Here is a 22,668-nt window from a genome sequence, read left to right as displayed (position 1 = left end):
ACGCTATTGAAGCCGTGACGCTCTATCAGGTGTCGGGTAATGGCGGCACGGGTCCGATAGAATTCATGGGTGCCGTGGCTGGCCTCGCCAATCAACACGACCTTGGCATCAGCGAAGCGATCGAACATCTCACCAAAGGCCGGGCTGTCCTCGGCAGGCAATGGCTCGACGTGGTGACGCAGGATATCGGCAATGTCGGTGCGAGGCTCGGCGCCACGCCGGCGTAGTCGTTGCAGCAGATCTCTGGCTGGGCTGCTCATGGGTCTTGGCCTCATCAGTACCTGGTTTACAGGTATGACTGTGGCTATGGACCCATGACTCCGATCAAATCAGAACGCGAGTTTGAAGCCGATCATCGCCAGCATCACCGCCAGGCAAGGCCGTAGGACCTCATCGGAGATGCGTCCCGACAAATGGCTGCCCAGGTAGATCCCCGGCAACGAACCGATCAGCAGGAAACCCAGGATATGCCAATCCATGTTGCCCATGCTCGCATGGCCCAGGCCAGCCACCAGGGTCAGCGGCACGGCGTGGGCGATCTCGGTGCCCACCAGGCGCTTGGTGACCAGGAACGGATAAAGAATGAACAGCGCCACAGTGCCCAGGGCACCAGCACCGATGGAGGTCAACGCGACCATCGTGCCCAGCACGAGGCCGGTGATGACCGTCAGCACATTGAGTCGTGAACCGGAGGGGTTGTAATGACCGCCGGCACGATCATGGGCGAATTGCAGCAGGCGCTTCTTGAACAGGATCGCCAGGGCGGTGGCGAACAACACAAAGCCCAAGGCTTGTTTGATCACCGCGTTCATAGCGTCGGGCGAGCTGTGCAGGCTGCTGAGAAACCACAGCGTCAAGCCGACCGCCGGCACGCTGCCCAGGGTCAACCAGCCGGTGATTGCCCAATCGATATTGCGGTTTTTTGCGTGAACCAGGACACCGCCAGACTTGGTAATGGCCGCGTACAGCAGGTCGGTGCCCACCGCTGTCGCGGGGTTGATACCAAACCACAACAGGATCGGGGTCATCAGTGAACCACCGCCACCGCCGGTCATTCCAACGATGAAGCCGACCACCAGGCCCGCAACGCCTAAACCGACATTACCGAAATCCATTGAACCCGTCTCGCCACGACCGCGTGAAAAATCTGGCCGCGAGCATAGCGATTTTTCTTATAACCCCCTATATCGATGTGATCTATCTTTATTCCTTTTTCTCAGCTCACTGGACAGGCAGGAAGTTGAGGAACAGCAGGCTCTGGGCGTAATTCAAGCCGATGCGCCGGTAACGCTCATCGAGCATCTGGGTCAGCAGGTCCAATCGGGCGACGATTTTGCCGAACTCCACGGCGAAACTCAGGTTGCTGCCCTCCTCCGAAATCTCGTTGGAAAACAGCAACGGCGTGCCGTCCTTGTTCTGCCGCTGACTGAGCAGCCAAGTGGCTTTTTCGATGTTGCGCGCCGCATTGCTGACAAAACGCGGGTCGATGGTATCGGTCATGTAGAACTCGAGGCGATTGCCGTGAGCCGTGACCAACATGCTGCCGATGGCATAGATGAACGCCCCGACCCGATCACCGAGAAATTCCGGGCTCATGGCATAGCTGAGGGCGGCCAAGTCCTTCTTGCCCCCCAACGTCGGCAAGGGTTGTTGCTGCTCGATGGCCATGCGCACCTGTTTTTCCGCGGTGCGGGCGTCGAGAAAGCCGGACTTGCGCAGTTCCTCGGGGTTGCGCAGGTACAGCTTGCTCATCAGCAGGTAAAGGCTTTGCAAATTGTCGTGCATCGACAACGTCGCCATGCGGTCGACGCTGGTCTGCAAGAACTCCTGGGGCCTGGCTTCGCTGAACTGCGTGACCATGTCCTGCCCCTGTTGATGGCTGCAGCCGCCGCTGAACAGCATCGACACACCAACCAATCCGGCCATGCAGGCTTGGCGCAACCTCGTCACAGAAGAAAAAACACCGGCCATCGAGTCTCAATCTAGGCATGGGGAAGCGATGGGGGTCGCCGCTTCCAGGCCAAGGATAGAGCTGTAAAAACCGCAAAAGTGCGACGCCCGAGGTGAAAGCGTTCGCTTGGGCAAGCCTCGCCTCGATCAATTAGTCTTACTTTTTAATTGATAAATCCCGATTTATAGCTATAAATCCCTTTCCAGCCCTCAAATAGAAAGACTACTGAACAGAAAAACCTTCATCGCTGTCCGACCAAGTAACGGACTCGACCGCGTTAAAACAACAACAAAACAACAGGAAGGAAGGTCACACCATGCTTGAATCCAGACATCTGCTCACGGCCCTCGGAGTCTCTCTGATGATTGCCACCTCCTCCCAGGCCGCCGGCCTGACCAATGAACGCGTTGCCTTCGGCAAGACCGACGACGGCACCGCGGTTGAGAAATTCGTCCTGCGCAACAGCCACGGCATCGAGGCGACCGTCATCACCTATGGCGGGATCCTCCAGTCGCTGATCGTGCCGGACAAAAACGGCATGACCGCTGATGTCGTGCTCGGCTTCGACGATGTGCAGGGCTACCAGAAGAACGGCAGCGTGTATTTCGGCGCGACCATCGGCCGCTTTGGCAATCGCCTGGCCGGTGGGGCGTTCGAGCTGGATGGCAAGCGTTACCAGGTGCCGCAGAACGACAAGGACAATTCCTTGCACGGTGGGCCACAAGGGTTCGACAAACGTGTTTGGAAAGCCGAACCGAGCAATGACAAGGATTCGGTGGGCGTGACCCTGACGTACCTGTCGGCGGATGGCGAAATGGGCTTTCCCGGCAACCTGAAGACGGATGTCACCTACAGCCTCAACGACAAGAACGAGCTGCGCATCGACTACAAGGCCACCACCGACAAGCCGACCGTGTTGAACCTGACCAACCACAGCTATTTCAACCTGGCGGGTGCAGGCAACGGTGACATCCTCAAACAAGTCGCGACCCTGCACGCGGCCCGTTACACCCCGGTCACCGGCAAACTCATTCCCACCGGCGAGCTAGCCCCCGTGGCCGGCACACCGATGGATTTCACCAAGCCCACCGCCATCGGCACGCACATCAAGGCTGATCACCCACAACTCAAGTTCGCCGAACCGAAACAGGGCGGCTTCGATTTCAACTGGGTGCTGGATGCCAAGGGCGATGTGGACAAACTGGCCGCCGAGGTGCATGACCCGCAGTCCGGACGACTCCTGCAGCTCTACACCAGCGAACCTGGCGTGCAGTTCTACACCAGCAACTTCCTCGACGGCACCGTCAAGGGCAAGCAAGGCAAGGTCTATCCGCATTGGGGCGCGTTCACCCTGGAAACCCAGCATTACCCCGACTCGCCAAACCAGCCGGACTTCCCTTCGACGCGGCTTGATCCGGGCCAGACCTACACCCAGACGATGGTATTGAAGTTCTCCACGAAATAGAAAAGCTGCGCAACACCCGTAGGAGCTGTCGAGCGAAGCGAGGCTGCGATCTTTCCCCAGCCAATTGAGTCTGGAGCGAAACATCAAAAGATCGCAGGCTTCGCCAGCTCCTACTATCCTGCTGTCCATTGGATGATGGATCAGCACAACAGGAGAGAGCCATGAGGACGCTGGAATTGGCGGGGGTGTCCGTACCGGTCATTGGCCAGGGCACCTGGCGCATGGGTGAAGAACCGTCCCATCACAAAAAAGAAGTGGCCGCCCTGCGGTTAGGGATCGAACTGGGCATGACCCTGATCGACACTGCAGAGATGTATGCCGAAGGCGGCGCAGAGACCGTCGTCGGCGAAGCGATCACCGGCCTGCGCGACCAGGTGTTCCTGGTGAGCAAGGTCTATCCCCACAACGCCAGCCGCAAAGGCATTCCCCTCGCCTGCGAACGCAGCTTGCGCCGGCTCGACACCGATTACATTGATCTTTACCTGCTGCACTGGCGCGGCCAGTACCCCTTGGAAGAAACCGTCGAAGCGTTCGAGCGTCTGCGCGAAGAAGGCAAGATCGGCCGTTGGGGGGTGTCGAACCTTGACGTCGATGACCTTGAGGAGCTGGCTTCTCCGGTCTGCGCCACCAATCAAGTGCTGTACAACCTGCAGGAACGCGGCATCGAATTCGACCTGCTGCCTTGGTGCCAGCAACAACGCATGCCGATCATGGCTTACTGTCCGGTCGGCCAGGGCGGGCACTTGCTCAAGGATCACACCCTGGGGCAAATTGCCGAGCGCCATCGCGCAACGTCGGCCCAGATAGCACTGGCCTGGTTGCTTCGCCAAGACAACGTGATTGCCATTCCCAAGGCTGTGAAGCCTGAGCATGTGCGCCTGAATGCCGAAGCGGCCAACCTCAGGCTCGATCCCCAGGACCTGGCCGCCCTCGACCTGATCTTTCCCCAGCCCCAGGGCAAGCAGCGGTTGGCGATGGTCTGACCCTCGCGATCAGAAGCTTTTTGTGGCGAGGGAGCTTGCTCCCGCTGGGTCGCGTAGCGGCCCCATTATGCTTTCGATCGCTGCGCAATCGAGCGGGAGCAAGCTCCCTCGCCACAAAAGCAGTCCGGCGCCTCGCAAACGACAGCCGTTAGAACAACCCCATCTGCCCCCCCACCAACGTCGAAAAGTCATCGTCCACAAACGGCAGGATCGCGTCCGCCACCGGCTGCAGCTGTTTGGTCACGTAGTGGTCGTAATCGATTGGTGCGCTGCGGGTTTCCAGCGGTTCGGGACCGGCGACAGTGATGACATAGCTGATCCAGCCGCCATTCTGGTATTGCCGCGGACGGCCCTGGCGCTGGTTGAACTCATCGGCCAACCGCGCGGCCCGTACATGGGGCGGGACGTTGCGTTCATAGTCGTCCAGCGGTCGACGCAGGCGCTTGCGGTAGACCAGCCGCTCATCGAAGGCACCGGACAGGGTCTGCTGCACATAATCGCGCACATAGTCCTGGTAGGGCTTGCGGTGGAAGATCCGCCCGTACAACTCCTGCTGGAACTGCCGGGCCAGCGGCGACCAATCGGTCCGCACGGTTTCCAAACCCTTGTAGACGATTTCATCGCTGCCGTCGGCGCGGGTCACCAGCCCGGCGTAGCGTTTCTTGCTGCCCTCCTCGGCACCTCGGATGGTCGGCATCAGGAAGCGCTTGAAATGCGTTTCGAACTGCAGCTCCAGCGCGCTTTCCAGCCCGAACTCGGCACGCACCTGTTCACGCCACCATTGGTTGACGTGCGCCACCAGCTCGCGACCAATCTTGGCTGCCTCCTCCTGGCCGTGGGCGCGGCGCAGCCAGACGAAAGTGGAATCGGTATCGCCGTAGATCACCGAATGCCCCTGGGCTTCGATCAACTGGCGGGTGTGCTGCATGATCTGGTGGCCACGCAGAGTGATGGACGAAGCCAGGCGCGTGTCGAAGAAGCGACAGCCACTGGAACCGAGCACGCCATAGAATGCGTTCATGATGATTTTCAACGCCTGGGACAGCGGCGCATTGTGTTCACGCTTGGCGGTTTCCCGGCCTTCGGCGACCCGCGCGACGATGGCCGGCAGGCAGTGTCGAGTACGGGAGAAGCGCGCCCCGCGAAAGCCGGGCACCGACTCGTCGTCATCCGGGTGGCGCAGCCCTTCGATCAAGCCCACCGGGTCGATCAGGAAGGTGCGGATGATCGACGGATACAGGCTTTTGTAGTCCAGCACCAGCACCGACTCGTAGAGCCCCGGTTGAGAGTCCATGACAAACCCGCCCGGGCTGGCCTCGGGCGGGCGCTGGCCAAGATTGGGGGCAACGAAGCCCTGGCGGTGCATCAGCGGCATGTACAGGTGCGTGAAGGCTGCCACCGAACCACCGCTGCGGTCCGCTGGCAGGCCGGTGACACTGGCCCGCTCCAAGAGGAACTTGAGCAGTTCGGTCTTGGCGAAGATCCGCGTTACCAGCTCGCAGTCCTTGAGGTTGTAGCGGGCCAGGGCCGGCTTGTCCTCGGCGAACATGCGATTGATCTCGTCCATGCGCTGGTACGGGTTGTCGATGGACTTGCCCTCCCCCAGTAGCGTCTGGGCGACGTTTTCAAGGCTGAACGACGGAAAACTCCAGGTGGCCGAGCGCAGGGACTCGATGCCGTCGATGATCAGCCGACCGGCCGCCGAGGCGAAGAAGTGGTTGTTGCGCGCACCGTGCTCACGCCATTGCATTTCTTCGCCACCACGCCCCAGGCGCAACGGCACCGCCAGCCGCCGGGCATGCTCATGCAACACCCGCAGGTCGAACTGCACCAGGTTCCCGCCAATGATCGCGTCGGGGTCGAAACGGGCGAACCAGTCGTTGAGTTTCTTCAGCAGCAGCGTGCGCGATTCGCAATATTCCAGCTGGAAGTCCACGCCGGTCTCGTCGCCGTTAGGTGGCCCGAGCATGTAGACCTGGCGCTCGCCGCAGCCTTCCAGGGCAATGGAATACAACTCGCCCTGGGCGGTGGTTTCGATGTCCAGGGACACCAGGCGCAACGGTGGACGGTAATCGGGCGCCGGTTTCATCTGGGCATCGACCAGCAGGCCATCCGCGGCCGGGGTACCGCCGAACCAGACCGGGGCAGTGATGAAACGCTCCATCAGGTAGCGCTCCGGCGGCCGGATGTCCGCTTCGAACACCTCCACACCGGCGCGGCGCAAGGTGGTGTCCAGGCGCATCAGCTGGGCATGTTGCTGGCAATACAGGCCCAGCACCGGGCGATGCTCGAAATCCAGCAGGTCAAGGGGGCGCAGTTCTATGTCCTTCTCCCCTTGCAGCAAGGCTTCGAGCTGGCCGCGCTGGACCTGCGGCACAAAGGCCACCGACGTTTGCACGGGCAGGCGCACGCGCCGGGGACCGGCGTCGGTCGCCAGCCAGAACTCGACTTCGGTGCCGGCCGGGGTGTCGCGCCAATGCCGGGTCAGGACGAAGCCCTGCTGTAGATCCACCGCTGCAACCTCGAATTTTGCGTAGGCGATGATTCTACCTGTGGCGGGGGAACTTCACCTGCCCAACTGACACACCACCCACCTGCTTAACTGACACCCACCTGCTTTTTGTGGCGAGGGAGCTTGCTCCCGCTGGGGTGCGCAGCAGCCCCAAAACCGACCACCTCGGTATATCGGGCGAATGCCAACAACCAGGGGCTGCTGCGCAGCCCAGCGGGAGCAAGCTCCCTCGCCACAGGGTGCATGGCGTCACTTCGGTGGTGAATTCACCGGCAATGACGTTTTTGGACGATTGGCCGCCGCTTTACCGCTTGCTCTGCGCCGTTGGGTCTACGATGCTTTAACCACCTGCAAAAACAACACCCGAGGCTCCCCATGAAAACCGTCGCGCAGTTGCTCCGGATAAAAGACGAGACGAACCAGCAAGTGCACACCATCTCACCGGACGACATGGTATTGCAGGCCCTGATGCGCATGGCCGAGAAGAACGTCGGTGCCTTGCTGGTGGTGAAGAACGATGAGGTGCTGGGGATCATCAGCGAGCGCGACTATGCGCGCAAAATGGTCCTGCACGGGCGCTCGTCGGTGGGCACGATGGTCAGTGACATCATGGTCTCCCCGGTGATCACCATCGACCCGCACCAGAATGTCGAGACCTGCCTGAGCATCATGACCGAGAAGCACTTGCGCCATTTGCCGGTGGTAGAAGACGGCAAACTCGTCGGGCTGCTGTCCATCGGTGACCTGGTCAAGGAAGCCATCGCCGAACAGGCCGACCTGATCCGACAACTGGAGCAATACTTTCGCGGCGAATTATCTTGTCCAACGGGTTGCTCATTCTCAACGCACTTCTATATTGAAGGGGTTGTTCCTGCGAGCATCCCGATGGCCGCCACCGACCGACTGATCATTTGTGAACATTGCGATGCGGTGTACGAGCCGGTTGTGCTCGCTCCGCACCAGAAAGCCGCGTGCGTGCGCTGTCACGCGGTGATCCAGCGCTACAACGGCCTGACCATCGAACAGCGCCTGGCCTTGAGCGTGACGGCCGCGGTGTTGTGGGCTTTCGCCAACATTTATCCGGTGATGAGCATCCGCCTCCAGGGCCTGAGCAACAGCGCGACGTTGTGGGACTCCATCGTGGCGCTGAGCCAGGGCCCCATCACTTTCATCGCCCTGGTGACAGCGGTGGCAATCATCATTGCACCGGCCTTCCAACTGGCGCTGCTGCTCTGGGTCCTGGGCCATGCCTACCTCCAGCGGCGGGCACCGGGGTTCGCCCTGTGCATGCGCAGCCTGGAAACCCTGCGGCCCTGGAGCATGCTGGAGGTGTGCCTGCTGGGCGCACTGGTGGCGGTGATCAAGCTCGCCGGCCTGCTGGATGTACTCCCAGGCATCGGCCTGTTCGCCCTCGCGGCCTTGAGCCTGTTGATGATCCGCATTGCCGGACGTGATGTCCGCGACCTGTGGGACAGCCTATGAGCGGCCAGCCGCTGGACACCCCGCCCGAGGCCCGCGACCTGAACCTGTGCCTGTGCCACAGTTGCGGCCTGGCCTGCGACATGACCGACGAACCCGATACCTGCCCCCGTTGCGACGCCGCCCTGCACCGACGCAAACCCAATGCCATCACCCGCACCTGGGCCTACATGCTCGCCGCGCTGGTGTTCTACATCCCAGCCAACCTGCTTCCGGTCATGAACACCCAGATGCTCGGCGAAGGCGCCGACAGCACGATCATCAGCGGCGTCATCGAGGTCTGGCAAGGCGGCGCCTGGGATATCGCCCTGATCATTTTCATCGCCAGCATCGCGGTGCCCGGCCTCAAGTTCGTCGTGCTGACCCTGCTGCTGGTGACCGCACAGCGGCGCAGCACCTGGGCCCAGGTCCAACGGGCGAAGCTGTACCGACTGGTGGAAGTCATCGGCTACTGGTCGATGCTCGACGTGCTGGTGGTGGCCCTGGTGGCGGCCCTGGTCAAGTTCCAGGCACTGAGCGATATCGAACCGCGACCGGGTATCCTGTTTTTCGGCCTCGTGGTGTTGTTCACCATGCTGTCGGCCATGAGTTTCGACCCCCGGCTGATCTGGGACACCCAACCTTCCGAGGAGACCATGGATGAAGTCGCAAGTCACTGACGGGCAACAACCCGCACCCGGTCGGGCTCACGTCAGCACCCGTCGCTGGACGGTGTCGCTGGTGTGGATCGTGCCGATCATCGCGGTGCTGGTGGGCATTTCCCTGGTGGTCAACAACTGGCTGCAGGAAGGCCCGACCATCACCATCACCTTCAAGACCGGCCAGGGCCTGACCGCCAACAAGACCCAGGTGAAATACCGCAACGTGGTCATCGGCCAGGTCACCGACGTGCAATTGAGTGAAGACCAGAAGAACGTCACCGCCACGGTCAAGCTCGCCAAGACCGCCGACACCTTCACCCACGAAGACTCGGTGTTCTGGGTCGTGCGGCCACGTATCGGGGCCGGTGGGATCTCGGGAATCGACACGCTGCTGTCCGGCGATTTCATCGGTGCCGACGCTGGCCAGTCGAAAGTGCGCGCCAAATCCTTCACCGGCCTGGAAGCCCCGCCGCCGATCACCTATGGCGAACCGGGCAAACGCTTCACCCTGCACTCCCAGGACCTCGGTTCGCTGGACATTGGCTCACCGGTGTACCTGCGCAAGATCCCTGTGGGCCAGGTCGTGTCCTATGCGCTGGACGCCGAGGGCAAAGGCGTCAACATCGACGTGTTCGTCAACGCGCCCAACGACCGGTACGTCACCGAAAACACCCGGTTCTGGAACGTCAGCGGCGTGGACGTGAACGTCGGCGCCAACGGGTTCGCCGTCAAGACCGAGTCGCTCTCGGCCTTGCTGCTAGGCGGCATCGCGTTCAGGGCACCGGAATACAGTCCAAACGACACCATTGCCAGCGAAGACCAGACCTTCGAATTGTTTGCCGACCAGCAGAGCGCCCTCGCTCCACCCGACGGCAAGGGACAATACCTGGCCCTGCGTTTTGACCAGGCACTGCGCGGGTTGCGAGTCGGGGCACCGGTGGAGTTCCTAGGCGTTGAAGTCGGCCGGGTGGTGGCCATCAACCTGGATTTCGATGAGAAACAACGCAGCTTTCCGGTCAACGTCGGCGTGGTGATCTACCCTCAGCGCCTGGGCAAGGCCCATGAAAAACTGCTCAAGTCGCTCAACCACGATCCGGAAGACGAAGCCGCCGGTGCCCGCCTGATCGGCAGCTTTGTCGAGCGCGGCCTGCGGGCCCAAGCCCGCAGCGGCAACCTGCTGACCGGGCAGTTGTACATCTCGCTGGACTTTTACCCCAAGGCGGAAAAAGTGGCCTTCGACCCCAGCGCCCGCCCCGTGCGGATTCCAACCCTCCCGGGCAGCCTGCAGCAATTGCAGGAACAACTGCAGACGATGGTCGAGCGGATCAACAAGCTGCCATTGGAGAGCATCGCCGGCAACCTGGATGGCAACCTGGTGGAGTTGCGCAAAGGCCTGGCCCAGTTCAACAGCAAGACCCTGCCCGGCGTGCAAAGCACCTTGCAGGACGTCAGCAAGACCCTGCAATCGGCCAACTCGACCCTGGCCGAAGACTCGCCGCAGCGTGAACAACTGACCCAGACCTTGGACGACCTGGGCCGCATGTCGCGCTCGTTGCGCGAGCTGTCGGACTACCTGAGTCGCCATCCCGAATCGCTGCTTCGCGGTCGTCCCAAGGACGCACCGGCACAGAACCTGACCTTGCCGGTGAAAGAATGATCACAGGAGCCCGCCCCATGCCACTGACGCTGAAACTCTCCCTGGTTGCCGTGGCCCTGCTGCTCGGTGCCTGTCGCAGCGATCCGATCCATTACCACACCCTGAGCCCGGTCCAGCCGGAAGGCCAGTCACGCTCTGGCATGGACATCCAGATCGAACAGGTGAGCGTTCCTCCCCAGGTGGATCGCACCCAGATGGTCATTCGCCAAGGCAGCAGCGGGTTGGCGATCCTCGAAACCGAATGGTGGGGCGCCAGCCTGGCGGATGAGCTGCACAGCAGCCTGGACGAACAACTGAGCAACCCTGGCGCGCCGAAATCATCGCTGCGGGTGGATGTGCAGCGCTTTGACTCGATCCCGGGCCGCTACGCCCGCATGGACGTGCAATGGCGGCTGCGCAGCCTGAGCGGCGATGTTCGCCCCCTCGTTTGTCGCAGCAGCCTGCAGACACCGTCGGGCGCCAGTATCGACGACCTGGTGACAGCCCATCAGCAGAACGTCCGGCAATTTGTCGACCTTGTCGAGCAGGCGGCTGCGCGCAAGGTCTGTCCTTGACCTGTAGGAGCTGTCGAGCGAAGCGAGGCTGCGATCTTTTGATCTTTCGCTTGAGATTCAAGCGTCAGGGGAAAGATCGCAGCCTCGCTTCGCTCGGCAGCTCCTACAACGGCCAATGCAGCGACAGTATCGGCGCCACGCGTGGATGGCGGTCGATGCGCTCCAACAATCCGTGGAATTGCGGGCGGGCGTTGAGCATCGCCTCTCGCGTATTTCTCCACTTGGTGATCACAGCCGCCAGGATATCCAACGCCCCCGGCTCGGCACCGCCGAGAAACGGCTGGGCCGGGAATTGGTCGGCAAACAGCGCCCAGTTGCGGTAGAGCCGTTGCTGGGTACCTGATACCAAGCGCTGCCGAGTCTCTTCGTCTGCATCGTCCAGCCAGCGCTCCGGAAAATCGATGATGCCGATGGGGGTGTAGCAGTTGGCCGCGATGTAAACCAGGCCTCGTATGGCTTGCGCACGTTGGGCTGCGTCGTCAGGGAGCAGCTTCGAGGCGGGAAAGGTCAGCCCGAGGTGAATCAGAATCGCCGATGCCTCGGTCAGCACCGAGCCATCCGGCAGTTGCAGCGTCGGAACCTGCTTCAAGGGGTTGAGGGCCTCGAGCTCTTTCGCTGCTTCACTTTCTTCCGTCGAATAGGCATCGACCCGCCGATAAGCCACATCACAAAGGTCCAGCGCCACCTCCACTGCCGACGAGCCGGATTGCCTGTGACCGAATAACTGATACATGAGCTTGCCTCCTGCCTGTGGGTTACCCTGTAGAGCCTACAAACCTGGCTGTGTTCCACCCGAAGGACGACGCGCACGCCAGGGGACACCCTCACTGGATCAACCGACATCGAGCTATCACTGCCGTCGATGTTCACCATCATGCCAATGAAGTTCTCTTGATGATCGCCCGGGACAACAATGGCCCCACACAAACCACTGCACCCCCGGAGCACACCATCATGAAACGCCAAGTCATCCTCAGCCTCGCTTTCTCCGTACTGGCCGCCAACGTATTCGCCGCCTCCTCGCAACCCGTCGTCGCCGAAGGCGGTTCTGATCGCCTGATCGAAAACCGCGTCGCTGAAGGTGGCGCTGATCGCCTGCTGGATCGCCGCGTGGCCGAAGATGGCTCCGACCGCCTGATCGAAAACCGCGTAGCTGAAGGTGGCGCTGATCGCCTGCTGGAACGCCGCGTCGCTGAAGGTGGCTCTGATCGCCTGATCGAAAACCACGCATGAGTTGCTTGACCGTAATACCTGAAAACATCGCAAGTCATAGGCAACACACCCCGTGGCGAGGGAGCTTGCTCCCGCTCGGGCGCGCAGCGGCCGCAACGCTCGACAAGCCGCTGCGTAGCCCGCCCGCCACCCCAATCAAGACGCCTCCCCCCTAAAAGCCCGGCCTCATCCACCGGGCTTTTTTTTGCCCCGACATCTGCTAACGCCCCGCCGCCCGCGCCATGCAGCGCTGATAACGCTCATCCACCCGCTTGGCAAACCACGCCGTTGTCAGCTTGCGCGTTATCTTCGGGCTCTTGAGCACGATCCCCGGCAATATCGCCCGCGGCAACGGCTTGCCCTCGGCGCGCTCAGCCAGTTCGAACACCCGCTTGTAGAGCTTGCTGTCCTCGAACGCCAGGCTGTCGCCCTGCTCCAACTGATCGCGAATGGTCGGGTTGCGCATCCCCAACGACTTGCCCAGCGTGCGAACCGCCAGCTCCGTGCTGCCCGGCATGATCGAGTCATGGGCAACCAGATCGCCATCCAGCGCCAGGGAAATGCCCGACGCCACACTCACCGCATGCTGGAAAGCCGCGTTGCGACTGGCGTACCACCCGGCATTGAAATCGGCGAAACGATACAACGGCTCGGTATAGCTCACCGCATAACCCAGCAGATGCGCGATACCGAAGTACATCCCGCCACGGCGACTGAACACTTCGCGACGAATCGAACCATCCACCGTATAGGGGTAATCCCGCGCATTGGCTTGGGCAAACGCGATGCTGACCTGCATCGGGCCACCGGTGTGCACCGGATTGAAACCGCCGAACAGCGTCTTGCCCAGCGGCACCATGCCGATGAAATCATCGAAAATCCCGCTCAGCTCTTTCTCGCTACGCGCCGCATTGAGTCGATCGCTGTAGCTTTTGCCGTTGGGCGAACGCACCTGGAGCGCGCCGCTGACCAACAGCTCCGGAATGTGCACCTTCGCCGCACGGCGGTTGATCTCTTGACGAGCGATCTTGCCCAGCCCTGGCACTGGCGGGTCGGCCTGGAACGTCGACTCCTGTTCGGTCACCGCCAGGACCGCACAGATATTCTGCGTCGTGGACGGAATCTGCTGGGCCGCAAAGGCCACGTAGATGTCAGTCGCCCAACCTTGGCGATCCGTCGTCTTGGCCGGCAACAATTGCACGATCTGCTTCTTGACCTCAGCAGGCTGGCGCTCGGGCTCCTGGGCCTGACGACTGCCACAACCGGCCAGGGCCAGCAACGCCGCGAGGCTGATCATCAATCGGTTGAATTGCATGGGGCTCCATCGGGTTTGTTATTCCGGAGCAACCATACGATCAAAAGTGAATGCGAGCTACAGCCCACTGTGGGAGCGAGCCTGCTCGCGAAGGCGGCGGCACTGGCAACATTGATACAAGCTGACCCACCGCTATCGCGAGCAAGCTCGCTCCCACAGGGGAATGGCGGTGGACCTGGATTTCCCATCCAGCCCAAAACCACTGTGGGAGCGAGCTTGCTCGCGAAGGCGGCGGCATTGGCAACATTGATGCAGGCGGATCAGATCCCGCTCAGCGCCAGGTCCATGGCGAAGTAAGTGAAGATCAGATCCGCCCCTGCCCGCTTGATTGCGCCAAGGCTCTCGCGGACCACGCGGGCTTCGTCGATGGCGCCGGCCTGGGCGGCGAATTTGATCATCGCGTATTCGCCACTGACCTGATACGCCGACAGCGGCAGGTTCGACGCCTGGCGAATGTCGCGGATGATATCGAGGTAGGCACCGGCCGGCTTGACCATCAGCGCATCGGCACCTTCCTGCTCGTCGAGCAGGGATTCGCGCAAGGCTTCGCGGCGGTTCATCGGGTTCATCTGATAGCTCTTGCGGTCGCCTTTGAGCGCGCTACCGCCGGCCTCGCGGAACGGGCCATAGAGCGCCGAAGCGAATTTGGTGGAATAGGCCATGATTGCCGTCTGGCTGAAACCGGCGTCATCCAGGGCCTTGCGAATCGCCTGCACCTGCCCGTCCATGGCTGCCGACGGCGCGATCACATCGGCACCGGCGCGGGCCGCCGCCACGGCTTGCTTACCCAGGTTGACCAAGGTCCGGTCGTTGTCCACTTCATCGCCGTGGAGGACACCGCAATGACCATGATCGGTGTATTCACAGAAGCAGGTGTCGGACATCACGATCATTTCCGGCACCGCGTCCTTGCAGATCCCGGCCATGCGCGACACCAGGCCGCGCTCGCTCCAAGTGTCGCTGCCGTCGTTGTCCAAGTGATGGGACACACCAAAAGTCATTACCGACCTGATGCCGGCACGGGCATAGCGCTCGATCTCACTGGCCAGCTTCGACTCAGGGATGCGCACCACGCCGGGCATGCTCTTGATCGGCACAAAATCATCGATTTCTTCTTCGACGAAAATCGGCAGCACCAGGTCGTTCAAGGTGATCTCGGTTTCCTGGAACAGGCTGCGCAAGCTTGCATTGCGACGCAGGCGGCGTGGACGTGCTTCGGGGAACTGGCTGGACATGGGACTCCTGGGCAAAAAAGGGTGCTCGATCACAAAGCGCAAAGCTTATGCCCTGGCCAGCCAGGGCACAAACGCCTGCTGGAAAACAGAGTGTTACCAGCCGAGCAATAATCGCCTCACACGGTCAACGAGCCATTGATGCACGTCACGACTGCGCCGCCAATCCAGACCTCCTCCCCCACCTGCTCGACATGAATGCGCCCGGCCCGGCCCATCGTCAGTCCCTGACTGACCACGTAGGACGCCGGCGCCAGGCCTTTGTCCAGCATCCATTGCGCGAGCCCGGCGTTCAGGCTTCCGGTGGCCGGATCCTCGGGCATGCCATCACCGGCGATGAAGCCGCGCACTTCAAAGTGGGCCTCAGCGCCGTCCACGGCCCGATCCCAGGGGGCAATCACGCCCACGGCCAGATCCAACAACCGTTGATAATCAGGCTCAAGCGTCAGCACCTGCTGGCGATCCTTGAGCATCACCGCCAGCCAGCCGGCACCGTTGTCGACCCATTGCGCCTCGACAATCGCCTCCGCGGCAAGCCCCAGCCCCTTGCGCACCCGCTCCAGCAGCTCGGCGTCCAGCGGACCGGACTTGAGCAAGGGCGGCGCGAGGAACGCCAACCCATGATCGCTGCGGCGAATCCTGACCAGGCCGACGCCGCACTCCTGCACGATCTCCTGCCCTTTTGGCACGCCGCCGGCTTCCAGCCAGGCGTGACAACTGCCCAAGGTCGGATGCCCGGCAAACGGCAACTCGGTCGAGGTGGTGAAGATACGCACCCGGTAATCGGCTTCCGGGTGCCGCGGCGCCAACAGGAACGTGGATTCGCTGAGGTTGGGCCAATTGGCAAAGGCCGCCATGTGCCCGTCACCGAGCCCATCGGCCCCCAGCACCACCGCCAGTGGATTGCCTTTGAGCGGCACGTCGCTGAACACATCCAGTTGCTTGTAATCGAAACGGCGGGACGTCGGGCCACTCATTCCGGAATTTTCAACCCGCGCGCCACAGCCGGTCGCGCCAGGAAGCGCTCCAATACCCGCGTCACATTGGGGAAGTTCTGGATACCTACCAGATCACCGGCCTCATAAAAACCGATCAAGTTGCGCACCCAGGGAAACGTGGCGATATCGGCGATGGTGTAGCGCTCGCCCATGATCCAGTCCCGGCCTTGCAGACGGCCATCGAGGACCTTGAGCAGGCGCTTGCTCTCCTCGACATACCGATCCCGCGGCCGCTTGTCCTCGTAGTCCTTGCCGGCGAACTTGTTGAAGAACCCCAACTGCCCGAACATCGGCCCGACCCCACCCATCTGGAACATCAGCCACTGGATCGTCTCGTAGCGCGCCGCCGATTCCTGGGCCAGCAACTGCCCGCTCTTGTCCGCCAGATAAATCAGGATCGCCCCCGACTCGAACAGCGCCAACGGCTGGTCTCCCGGCCCATGGGGATCGAGAATCGCCGGGATCTTGTTGTTGGGATTCAGGGAAAGGAACTCAGGCGACAACTGGTCGTTGCTGGCGAAGTCCACTTTGTGAGGCTCGTACGGCAGGCCGATCTCCTCCAGCATGATCGAGACCTTCACGCCGTTGGGGGTAGGCAGCGAGTAGAGCTGGAGCCACTCCGGGTATTGGGCGGGCCATTTTTCGGTGATGGGGAACGGGGTCAAGTCGGGCATGGGGTCGGCTCCAGGTGTTTATCTAAAGAACTGGAGCTTAAATCAGAAGGCTCAGCTTTTGGATCCGGAATTTTTCGTTGGATGAATTGGTAGGCCCGTGGCTCTGAGCCGAGCCACGGGCCTATGGAGTTATCCTTTGGAGTAAATCAGAAGCGGAGAAAGCTGATCCTCCTCAGTCAAGGCCCCGTGATGCCCTTTCCATGACGTTTGTTTTTTCTCCGTAAGGCTCTGTACGATGCCACCGCGTCCTGTCGGATATACAATCAGATCTCCCAAGCGCTGTTCGAAGGAGGCTCTCACAGGCCCTCCGAACAAACCCTCATCAACCGCTTGGCTGCGAGAAAGCACCATGAAATCGTCGCCGAGCTTGTTCTTCCAGCGCTCTAATACGGCCGACGTTTTTCCAGCCTCCGCGTAAATGTGCCGGGCACGAATATCACCCGCAATCCACGACACGTCCTCTTGAAGACCGGGGTCGGTATCGAAGTCGAAAATGGCTTCAGAAGAAAGAGTTGTCATGCCGTGGTCGGCAGCGACAAGTAGCTTTGTTCCTCGAACAAGCGCGCTGGCCGTTGAGGAGATCAGAGTATCCACCTGTCGCAGGCTGTCGAGCCAAGCTTCTGAGTTCGTACCATAGACATGACCCACGTAATCCAACTCACCCAAATAAACGTAAATCAACCGTCGCGATGATTTTTTTAACGCCCCTCTAATTTTAAAACCACAATGCCAATAGTCCATATAGGGAGTGATTGTGGCCCCTTTATAAATGGCTTTACTGTAATAGGAGTTAGCAATTTTTAACGGGAGTATGCATTCTATTTTCAGCCCCAGCTCACTGGCACTTTCCCAAGCTGTCTTTTCGACTGTAAAAATTGGAAGGTCAACGGAATGAGCACCGTTTGTCTGACTACGACAAATGCTGCCCGTTTGCCATGACAACGGGGAAAATGCGGTCTGATTATCCAACGCAAAGCGACTCCCAACTATGCCATGCTGACCGCTTCCTTGACCGAGAGCAAAAGAAGCCAAACTGGCCGCGGTAGTGGCAGGGAATCCGACTCCAAAAGACTGACCTGTGCGAAGCAGTGTTTTCAGGAATGGTGCATGGGACTGATACTCGTCGAGCAATAGCTGACCCAAACCGTCAACTATAAAAATGACCAGTCCATTTGTAGGTTGGAGACCGAATCCAGAATCAAATGAGGAAACACCCAGACTCGCCAAAATGGCATGTGACAGTTGAGACAATCCGGACTTTTGAGCGTGACACGCGTTTTGAGTCGATATCTTCATGTCAGCGGTCTCAAGAAAGAATAGCGGAACTGGCAGCGACGCTGTGCATGACGTTGCGTACTACATCGGTGGTTGCCAGAAACTCTCCCTTCGTCAAATCACCCACGACAAAGAGCCCTGGAACCTCATTATTACGATTGGAAAGTGCTTGATAAGTTAGTGGATTGATGGAGAGACCACCCAATGGGTTGATCGTGATCGAGCCATTGGCTAACATACTCCTCAACAAGGGCACCTCTTTTAAGTCCTTATCTCCATAACCAACACCACGCCCATCGATCAAGTACTGAACATTCAAGCATTCGTTTCGACCATGATAGATATCAAAACCCTGCTCAGTTGTTTCGATTCCCTGTAAGTCAGCGTGAATCTCTAACTGCGCACTCTGCATCAATTGCAGTATACGTACAGCACTAGAGGCAGGAAACGCCGCTAAATACGTCATCCAAGGTCCATAGTATTTTTCCATGAACGCAGCTTTCTCTGGATCACTTAGCTTCGCCCACAACTTATCTATGATCGAATAAGAGGCCAACAAAACGCTTTGCCACAGATGATTACCCTGCGAGCAACTGCTTATTTCTCGCTCAAGCTCCTCCATCCGTGTCGCTCCGGGTTTTGCTAGGGTATCCCAGTCAATGAGACCATTTGTGACCCTATCGAGTTCTTTTTTATGGTGCGCAAGAATGGACTCAAGTGTTTGGTCTTTTTCATTCAGCAGAGCTGTGATAAACGTGCTTGGATCATAGCCAGAGTGCTCAGCAATAACCTTGGGTAGTTTGCCGGTTCTGGATACCATGGTTATTTTTCCAGTATGACCTTTTTCTTGTAGTGCCAGCGCTGCATCAATCGCCGTTAACCGAGAACCAATAATCCCCACCGTGGCGTGGGTCGGTATATCCATAGTTTGGTAGGGAGAGCAGAATAGCTTTTGGGGGGCATTGGGTAGCAACGGAAACCTAGGCGCATGCCCGATACAAATAATAACCTTGTCAAAAATTTCTTTGGTGCCGTTGCTAAACTCCACGGAAAACTTTCCAACAGACTGAATAGGTGTTACACAGGAAACCGACGTATTAATAAGTTCCGCAAAAGAGGCGCCGTTCAGCGCGCTTTGTAACTGGTGACCTACATACAATCCAAATAAACGCCGCGATGGAAACTCTGACCATGCCTGTTCTTTATCCGAGAACGCTTCTTGCCATAACGATTGATTTTTTGCGCGCCACTCGACAAACTCTAAAGAATTATCAGGATTAATGCTCATGACTGAAGCAGGCAGATTGATCAGATGACTGCTATAGCCGGTACCAAAAGCCAGACCCGAGCCCGGTTTTCGCCCATCGGCTATAACGTACTCAAGTACAGAATATTGTGTTTCGAGGTGAGAGCATAGCTGAATAAACAGACTAACTCCGGTAGGCCCCGCACCCACTTGAAGAATTCTCATTTGGCCGCTCCTGCTTGCAACGTGATAGCTATCCTATTCGCTTCAACTCGATCTATCTTGCCACTCATGGTCACCGGCAAATCCTTAGCAAAGTAAATATCATTACTGCTGACAGGATAATCCTCAAGACTGGAAACATGCTGGGCGATTGCTTCGCGCTTTAGTTTGGCACTCGTCGGCTTTAGTTTTACCAGCAAAAGTATTTTTTTATTTAAATCGTGTGGTGTTGTGGTAGCAACGCACTCCAAAATATCTTCATGGGCGCGCAAGTGCGCCTCTAACTCTGTGAGGTCTATGAGTTTTCCGGGTACTTTAATCCGAGCATCGGCGCGGCCATGAAGATTGAAATTTTGCCCATCATATGAAGCCAGGTCGCCCGTCCGGTACCATCGAGCATGGCGACCAAGCGGTAGACGACGCAGATATCGACCTGATGTTCTGACGTCATTGTGCAAATACCCCTGACCAACACCACCTCCGCCAATATAGAGTTCTCCCACCTCATGGAGATCAGTATGCGTACCGTCATCTTTTAGAATCGTAATTAAAGTACACGGAAAGGGCACACCAATAGGAAGAGGAGCATCATTTTGGAGCTTACTCAGCGCTTCATGGGTAGCCTCAAAATAGGTGCTATCTATAGTTGTTTCGGTCGTCCCATATGAAAACACCAAGCGACAGTCATCAGAAATTATTTTACGAACATCCTTAAACTCCCTAACACGCATAACATCAGACCCAGCAATCAGCAGTTTGAAACTACTCAGTTTTACGTCATTTCTCAATGCATAACCGCAGAGCTCCCTAAGAATTATTGGAGTAAACTCGGCGCACTCTATTTGGTGGGCAACAATAAAGTCAGCTAGACTTTCAACAACATGTTTCTCGGTTGAAGAAGGCACGTAGATTATGGCTCCGGAACAAAGCCCACGAAGCCAGTCACCAGCAAACACGTCAAAGGAGAGGCTGGCGAATTGAAGATGCCTTTTGAGTTTTTTTAATTGATAGACCGCGTCCCACCCCTTGAATATCTCAATCAGATTGGCATGCCCAATAGCTACTCCCTTGGGGTCTCCAGTTGATCCAGAGGTGAACATAATGTAGGCCAAGGGATGGTAGCGTTGCGTGAGGGCAGCACAGGATGCAGGTGTAGGCAGTTCCTTATAGTGGACAAACTCAGGATCATTGATTTTCCAAATATAAGGAAGGCCTTGTTCGGATAGAACGAACTCGACATTGGCTACGGCCAAGGTACGTTGTATTTTTGCAGAAGGCATAAAGGGGTCTATTGGGCAGTAAATGCATCCCGCGTGGAGACACCCCAACATAGAGGCAAGCGCATCACCAATATTATTTTGTATAATCGCAATTACACTACCGATCGCTACACCTCTGCCTTGAATATAAGCCGACACCTTATATATTTTATTTCTGAGCTCTTGATATGTGACAACATCATCACCTACCACAATAGCTGTCGCACCAGGTGAGGAGTAGCAGTGATCCAGTACAAGATCAAGTATCGAATCATGAGGAACTGCCTGAGACATAAATAAACCCTTATATTTATAATTTGGCGCATCAAGCTTTAAGCGTGACGCCGTCAACCAAAGAACACCATGATCTAGAAATTGGAAACAAGGCGCACCAATGCCAGGCTTGATTTTACTAAAGGCATATCTGAATCATATATTTCGTGAAAAACATAAGATTCCGAAGGCCGCAGCAAATTATCCACCACTGAGAGTGGTGTTCCGTAGACACACATCGATGTAAATAATCAGGGAGAGAGTTTGTTAAGACAACAAACATACGCGAGACGAAACCCAGGCGTTATCCTAATCATTTTCCGCCTTCCTTGGCTGTCATCTGAACTCAATGTTTAGCGGCTGTTGATCCCCCTGTCAACCCTCAACTGTTTGTTTAGGCGAACTAACCATACGCAGTGGGCGTTTCAAAGTTATTCGCAAAAGCCACAAAATGTAACAGCACCTTCGCAAACTACTTAGGAGTCGCCACACTCCATGCAAAAGATATATCGAAAGTAAGCATCATCAAAAAAATACAGCACCAATATTTTGCAGGCCTAGGTAAGACACCTGTCAGATAAGTACGACACCTAATTAAACAAAAGAGCAGTCAGTAGCTGAGATGCAGAACCTTGCAGTGCCGGACGAACATGAGACTTCTGTCGAGGCTGAGGAGATGAGTCAGGGAAAGAAGCGGTGAACGCAGACGATTCGCTAAATTCAAATTTCCATGGCCCCGTCACAGAATTCACACCACCCCTTCTTAAATCCGCAACATCCTGTCGCTAACATTCGCCCTACCTCCTCGCAGGAGGCCTTACAGTGCAGCCAAAATCGAACCAAAGCGCTCAAAGGGACTCTGAGCAATGCCCCCGAGAATTCGACGAGGCGTAACGACAGGGAAAACACCCGAAGCCAGGCGCCTCGCGGTGCCAGGGTTTGTCAGCCTGACTCACGCGTGCCGAAGACTATTTATTCGATGATGAACCCACTGAATTTCGCCAGACGTTTCAAACACCGTTCGTGGCTGATGCTGCCGACGCTGCTTGTGGTCTGTGGCCTGGTGTTGTCGCTGGATTCCAGCGTCAGTCGTGCCCAGCCAGCCGACGGTGTACAGACCCTGGTGTTCCTGCGCCACGCGGAGAAACCCGCCGGCGGCCTGGGCCAGCTCAACTGCCAGGGCCTCAACCGCGCCATCGACCTGGCCACCCTGTTGCCGGAAAAATTCGGCAAGGCCGATTACGTGTTCGCGGCCAACCCTACCCGCAATGTCGAGGAGGGCGAGCTGGACAACTCCTACAGCTACATTCGCCCGCTGATGACCATCAGCCCCAGCGCCATCAAGCTCGGGTTGCCGGTGAACATCAATTAATCGGCCAACGACACCAGCGACCTGGCTGATGAACTGCTGGACGACAAGTACCACAACGCCACCATCTACACCGCCTGGTCCCATGGTTACCTGCCGGAGCTGATCAACGAAGTCGCCGGGGAGGCCTTGGGCAAGAAGCAGACCATTACCGATGACTGGGCCTCGGGAGACTTCGATTCGCTGTATGTGCTGACCCTGACCTGGCACAACGGCAAGGCCAGCCTCACCAGCCAGAGCTATAAGCAGGGGTTGGATAATGGCCAGGAGACCTGCCCGACCTGATCAGCGAGCCTCTCCCACAGGGGAATTGGGCAAGGCATCAATATCTGGCAGCACCACAGAACAGTG

The 22,668-nt window shown here is 58.3% G+C and carries 17 protein-coding genes and 4 pseudogenes; 9 read left to right on the top strand and 12 right to left on the bottom strand.

The annotated features are described in order from the left end of the window. The 3 genes and pseudogenes from HGO40_RS21385 to HGO40_RS21375 form a co-directional block, all read right to left on the bottom strand. A pseudogene (locus HGO40_RS21385) lies at positions 1-260 on the bottom strand (erythromycin esterase family protein); the annotation flags it as partial. 69 nt (positions 261-329) lie between these two features. Then, positions 330-1,115: a sulfite exporter TauE/SafE family protein gene (locus HGO40_RS21380; protein ID WP_250964641.1), complete on the bottom strand. Its 786-nt coding sequence runs from the start codon at positions 1,113-1,115 to the stop codon at positions 330-332. A gap of 106 nt (positions 1,116-1,221) precedes the next feature. Next, entirely contained in the window at positions 1,222-1,926 is a 705-nt protein-coding gene (locus HGO40_RS21375) for a hypothetical protein (RefSeq protein ID WP_250964640.1), read from the bottom strand. A 341-nt stretch (positions 1,927-2,267) separates the two neighbouring features. Between HGO40_RS21375 and HGO40_RS21370 the strand changes: the two genes are divergently transcribed. Continuing rightward, positions 2,268-3,416, top strand: coding sequence for an aldose epimerase family protein (locus HGO40_RS21370; protein WP_186708518.1), 1,149 nt, complete (start codon positions 2,268-2,270; stop codon positions 3,414-3,416). A 161-nt stretch (positions 3,417-3,577) separates the two neighbouring features. Beyond that, complete coding sequence (locus HGO40_RS21365; RefSeq protein ID WP_250964639.1) at positions 3,578-4,399, top strand: aldo/keto reductase; 822 nt, start codon at positions 3,578-3,580, stop codon at positions 4,397-4,399. A gap of 148 nt (positions 4,400-4,547) precedes the next feature. Here the strand turns inward: HGO40_RS21365 and HGO40_RS21360 are convergent, their stop codons facing one another. Beyond that, entirely contained in the window at positions 4,548-6,911 is a 2,364-nt protein-coding gene (locus HGO40_RS21360) for a DNA polymerase II (RefSeq protein WP_250964638.1), read from the bottom strand. Positions 6,912-7,286: 375 nt separating this feature from the next. Here HGO40_RS21360 and HGO40_RS21355 point away from each other — a divergent pair. The 5 genes and pseudogenes from HGO40_RS21355 to HGO40_RS21335 form a co-directional block, all read left to right on the top strand. Continuing rightward, positions 7,287-7,724, top strand: a pseudogene (locus HGO40_RS21355) (CBS domain-containing protein); the annotation flags it as partial. Positions 7,725-7,796: 72 nt separating this feature from the next. Further along, the gene (locus HGO40_RS21350; protein ID WP_186708496.1) at positions 7,797-8,393 is read left to right on the top strand and encodes a paraquat-inducible protein A; all 597 of its coding nucleotides are present in this window, start codon (positions 7,797-7,799) and stop codon (positions 8,391-8,393) included. Next, positions 8,390-9,049: a paraquat-inducible protein A gene (locus HGO40_RS21345; protein WP_250964637.1), complete on the top strand. Its 660-nt coding sequence runs from the start codon at positions 8,390-8,392 to the stop codon at positions 9,047-9,049. Before HGO40_RS21350 ends, HGO40_RS21345 begins: the two co-directional genes overlap by 4 nt. Continuing rightward, on the top strand, positions 9,030-10,688 hold the full coding sequence (locus tag HGO40_RS21340) for a PqiB family protein (RefSeq protein WP_250964636.1): 1,659 nt from the start codon (positions 9,030-9,032) through the stop codon (positions 10,686-10,688). Before HGO40_RS21345 ends, HGO40_RS21340 begins: the two co-directional genes overlap by 20 nt. Positions 10,689-10,705: 17 nt before the next feature. Then, complete coding sequence (locus tag HGO40_RS21335) at positions 10,706-11,242, top strand: PqiC family protein (protein ID WP_250964635.1); 537 nt, start codon at positions 10,706-10,708, stop codon at positions 11,240-11,242. Between the two features lie 103 nt (positions 11,243-11,345). Here HGO40_RS21335 and HGO40_RS21330 read toward each other — a convergent pair whose 3' ends face one another. After that, positions 11,346-11,975 (bottom strand): glutathione S-transferase family protein, encoded by a 630-nt coding sequence (locus HGO40_RS21330; RefSeq protein WP_250964634.1) that lies wholly within the window; start codon positions 11,973-11,975, stop codon positions 11,346-11,348. Positions 11,976-12,196: 221 nt separating this feature from the next. Here HGO40_RS21330 and HGO40_RS21325 point away from each other — a divergent pair. Further along, positions 12,197-12,466: pseudogene (locus tag HGO40_RS21325) on the top strand (hypothetical protein); the annotation flags it as partial. 208 nt (positions 12,467-12,674) lie between these two features. On the opposite strand, the gene HGO40_RS21320 reads toward HGO40_RS21325, so the two are convergent. From HGO40_RS21320 to HGO40_RS21290, 7 genes are all read right to left on the bottom strand, one after another. Next, on the bottom strand, positions 12,675-13,769 hold the full coding sequence (locus HGO40_RS21320; protein WP_250964633.1) for a DUF1615 domain-containing protein: 1,095 nt from the start codon (positions 13,767-13,769) through the stop codon (positions 12,675-12,677). Between the two features lie 260 nt (positions 13,770-14,029). After that, entirely contained in the window at positions 14,030-15,004 is a 975-nt protein-coding gene (gene hemB / locus HGO40_RS21315) for a porphobilinogen synthase (RefSeq protein WP_250964632.1), read from the bottom strand. Positions 15,005-15,120: 116 nt separating this feature from the next. Then, entirely contained in the window at positions 15,121-15,978 is an 858-nt protein-coding gene (locus tag HGO40_RS21310) for a PhzF family phenazine biosynthesis protein (RefSeq protein ID WP_250964631.1), read from the bottom strand. Continuing rightward, positions 15,975-16,673 carry a glutathione binding-like protein gene (locus HGO40_RS21305; protein WP_250964630.1) on the bottom strand — a complete coding sequence of 233 codons (699 nt, stop codon included), beginning with the start codon at positions 16,671-16,673 and terminating at the stop codon, positions 15,975-15,977. The genes HGO40_RS21310 and HGO40_RS21305 overlap by 4 nt, the downstream gene beginning before the upstream one ends. Before the next feature lie 129 nt (positions 16,674-16,802). Next, complete coding sequence (locus HGO40_RS21300) at positions 16,803-17,969, bottom strand: alkaline phosphatase family protein (RefSeq protein ID WP_250964629.1); 1,167 nt, start codon at positions 17,967-17,969, stop codon at positions 16,803-16,805. A gap of 10 nt (positions 17,970-17,979) precedes the next feature. Further along, positions 17,980-19,419, bottom strand: coding sequence for an FAD/NAD(P)-binding protein (locus tag HGO40_RS21295; RefSeq protein ID WP_250964628.1), 1,440 nt, complete (start codon positions 19,417-19,419; stop codon positions 17,980-17,982). Further along, a complete protein-coding gene (locus HGO40_RS21290; protein WP_250964627.1) occupies positions 19,416-21,026 on the bottom strand; it encodes an AMP-binding protein in 1,611 nt (536 codons plus the stop codon). The genes HGO40_RS21295 and HGO40_RS21290 overlap by 4 nt, the downstream gene beginning before the upstream one ends. A 904-nt stretch (positions 21,027-21,930) precedes the next feature. Between HGO40_RS21290 and HGO40_RS21285 the strand changes: the two are divergent. Beyond that, positions 21,931-22,602: pseudogene (locus HGO40_RS21285) on the top strand (histidine phosphatase family protein). Positions 22,603-22,668 lie beyond the last annotated feature (66 nt).

The organism is Pseudomonas sp. CG7, from assembly GCF_023701885.1.
In the GTDB taxonomy this organism is placed as follows: Bacteria; Pseudomonadota; Gammaproteobacteria; order Pseudomonadales; family Pseudomonadaceae; genus Aquipseudomonas; species Aquipseudomonas zanjanensis.
Note: the sequence above shows the minus strand (reverse complement) of the source record. Positions and strands in the feature narration are given on the sequence as shown.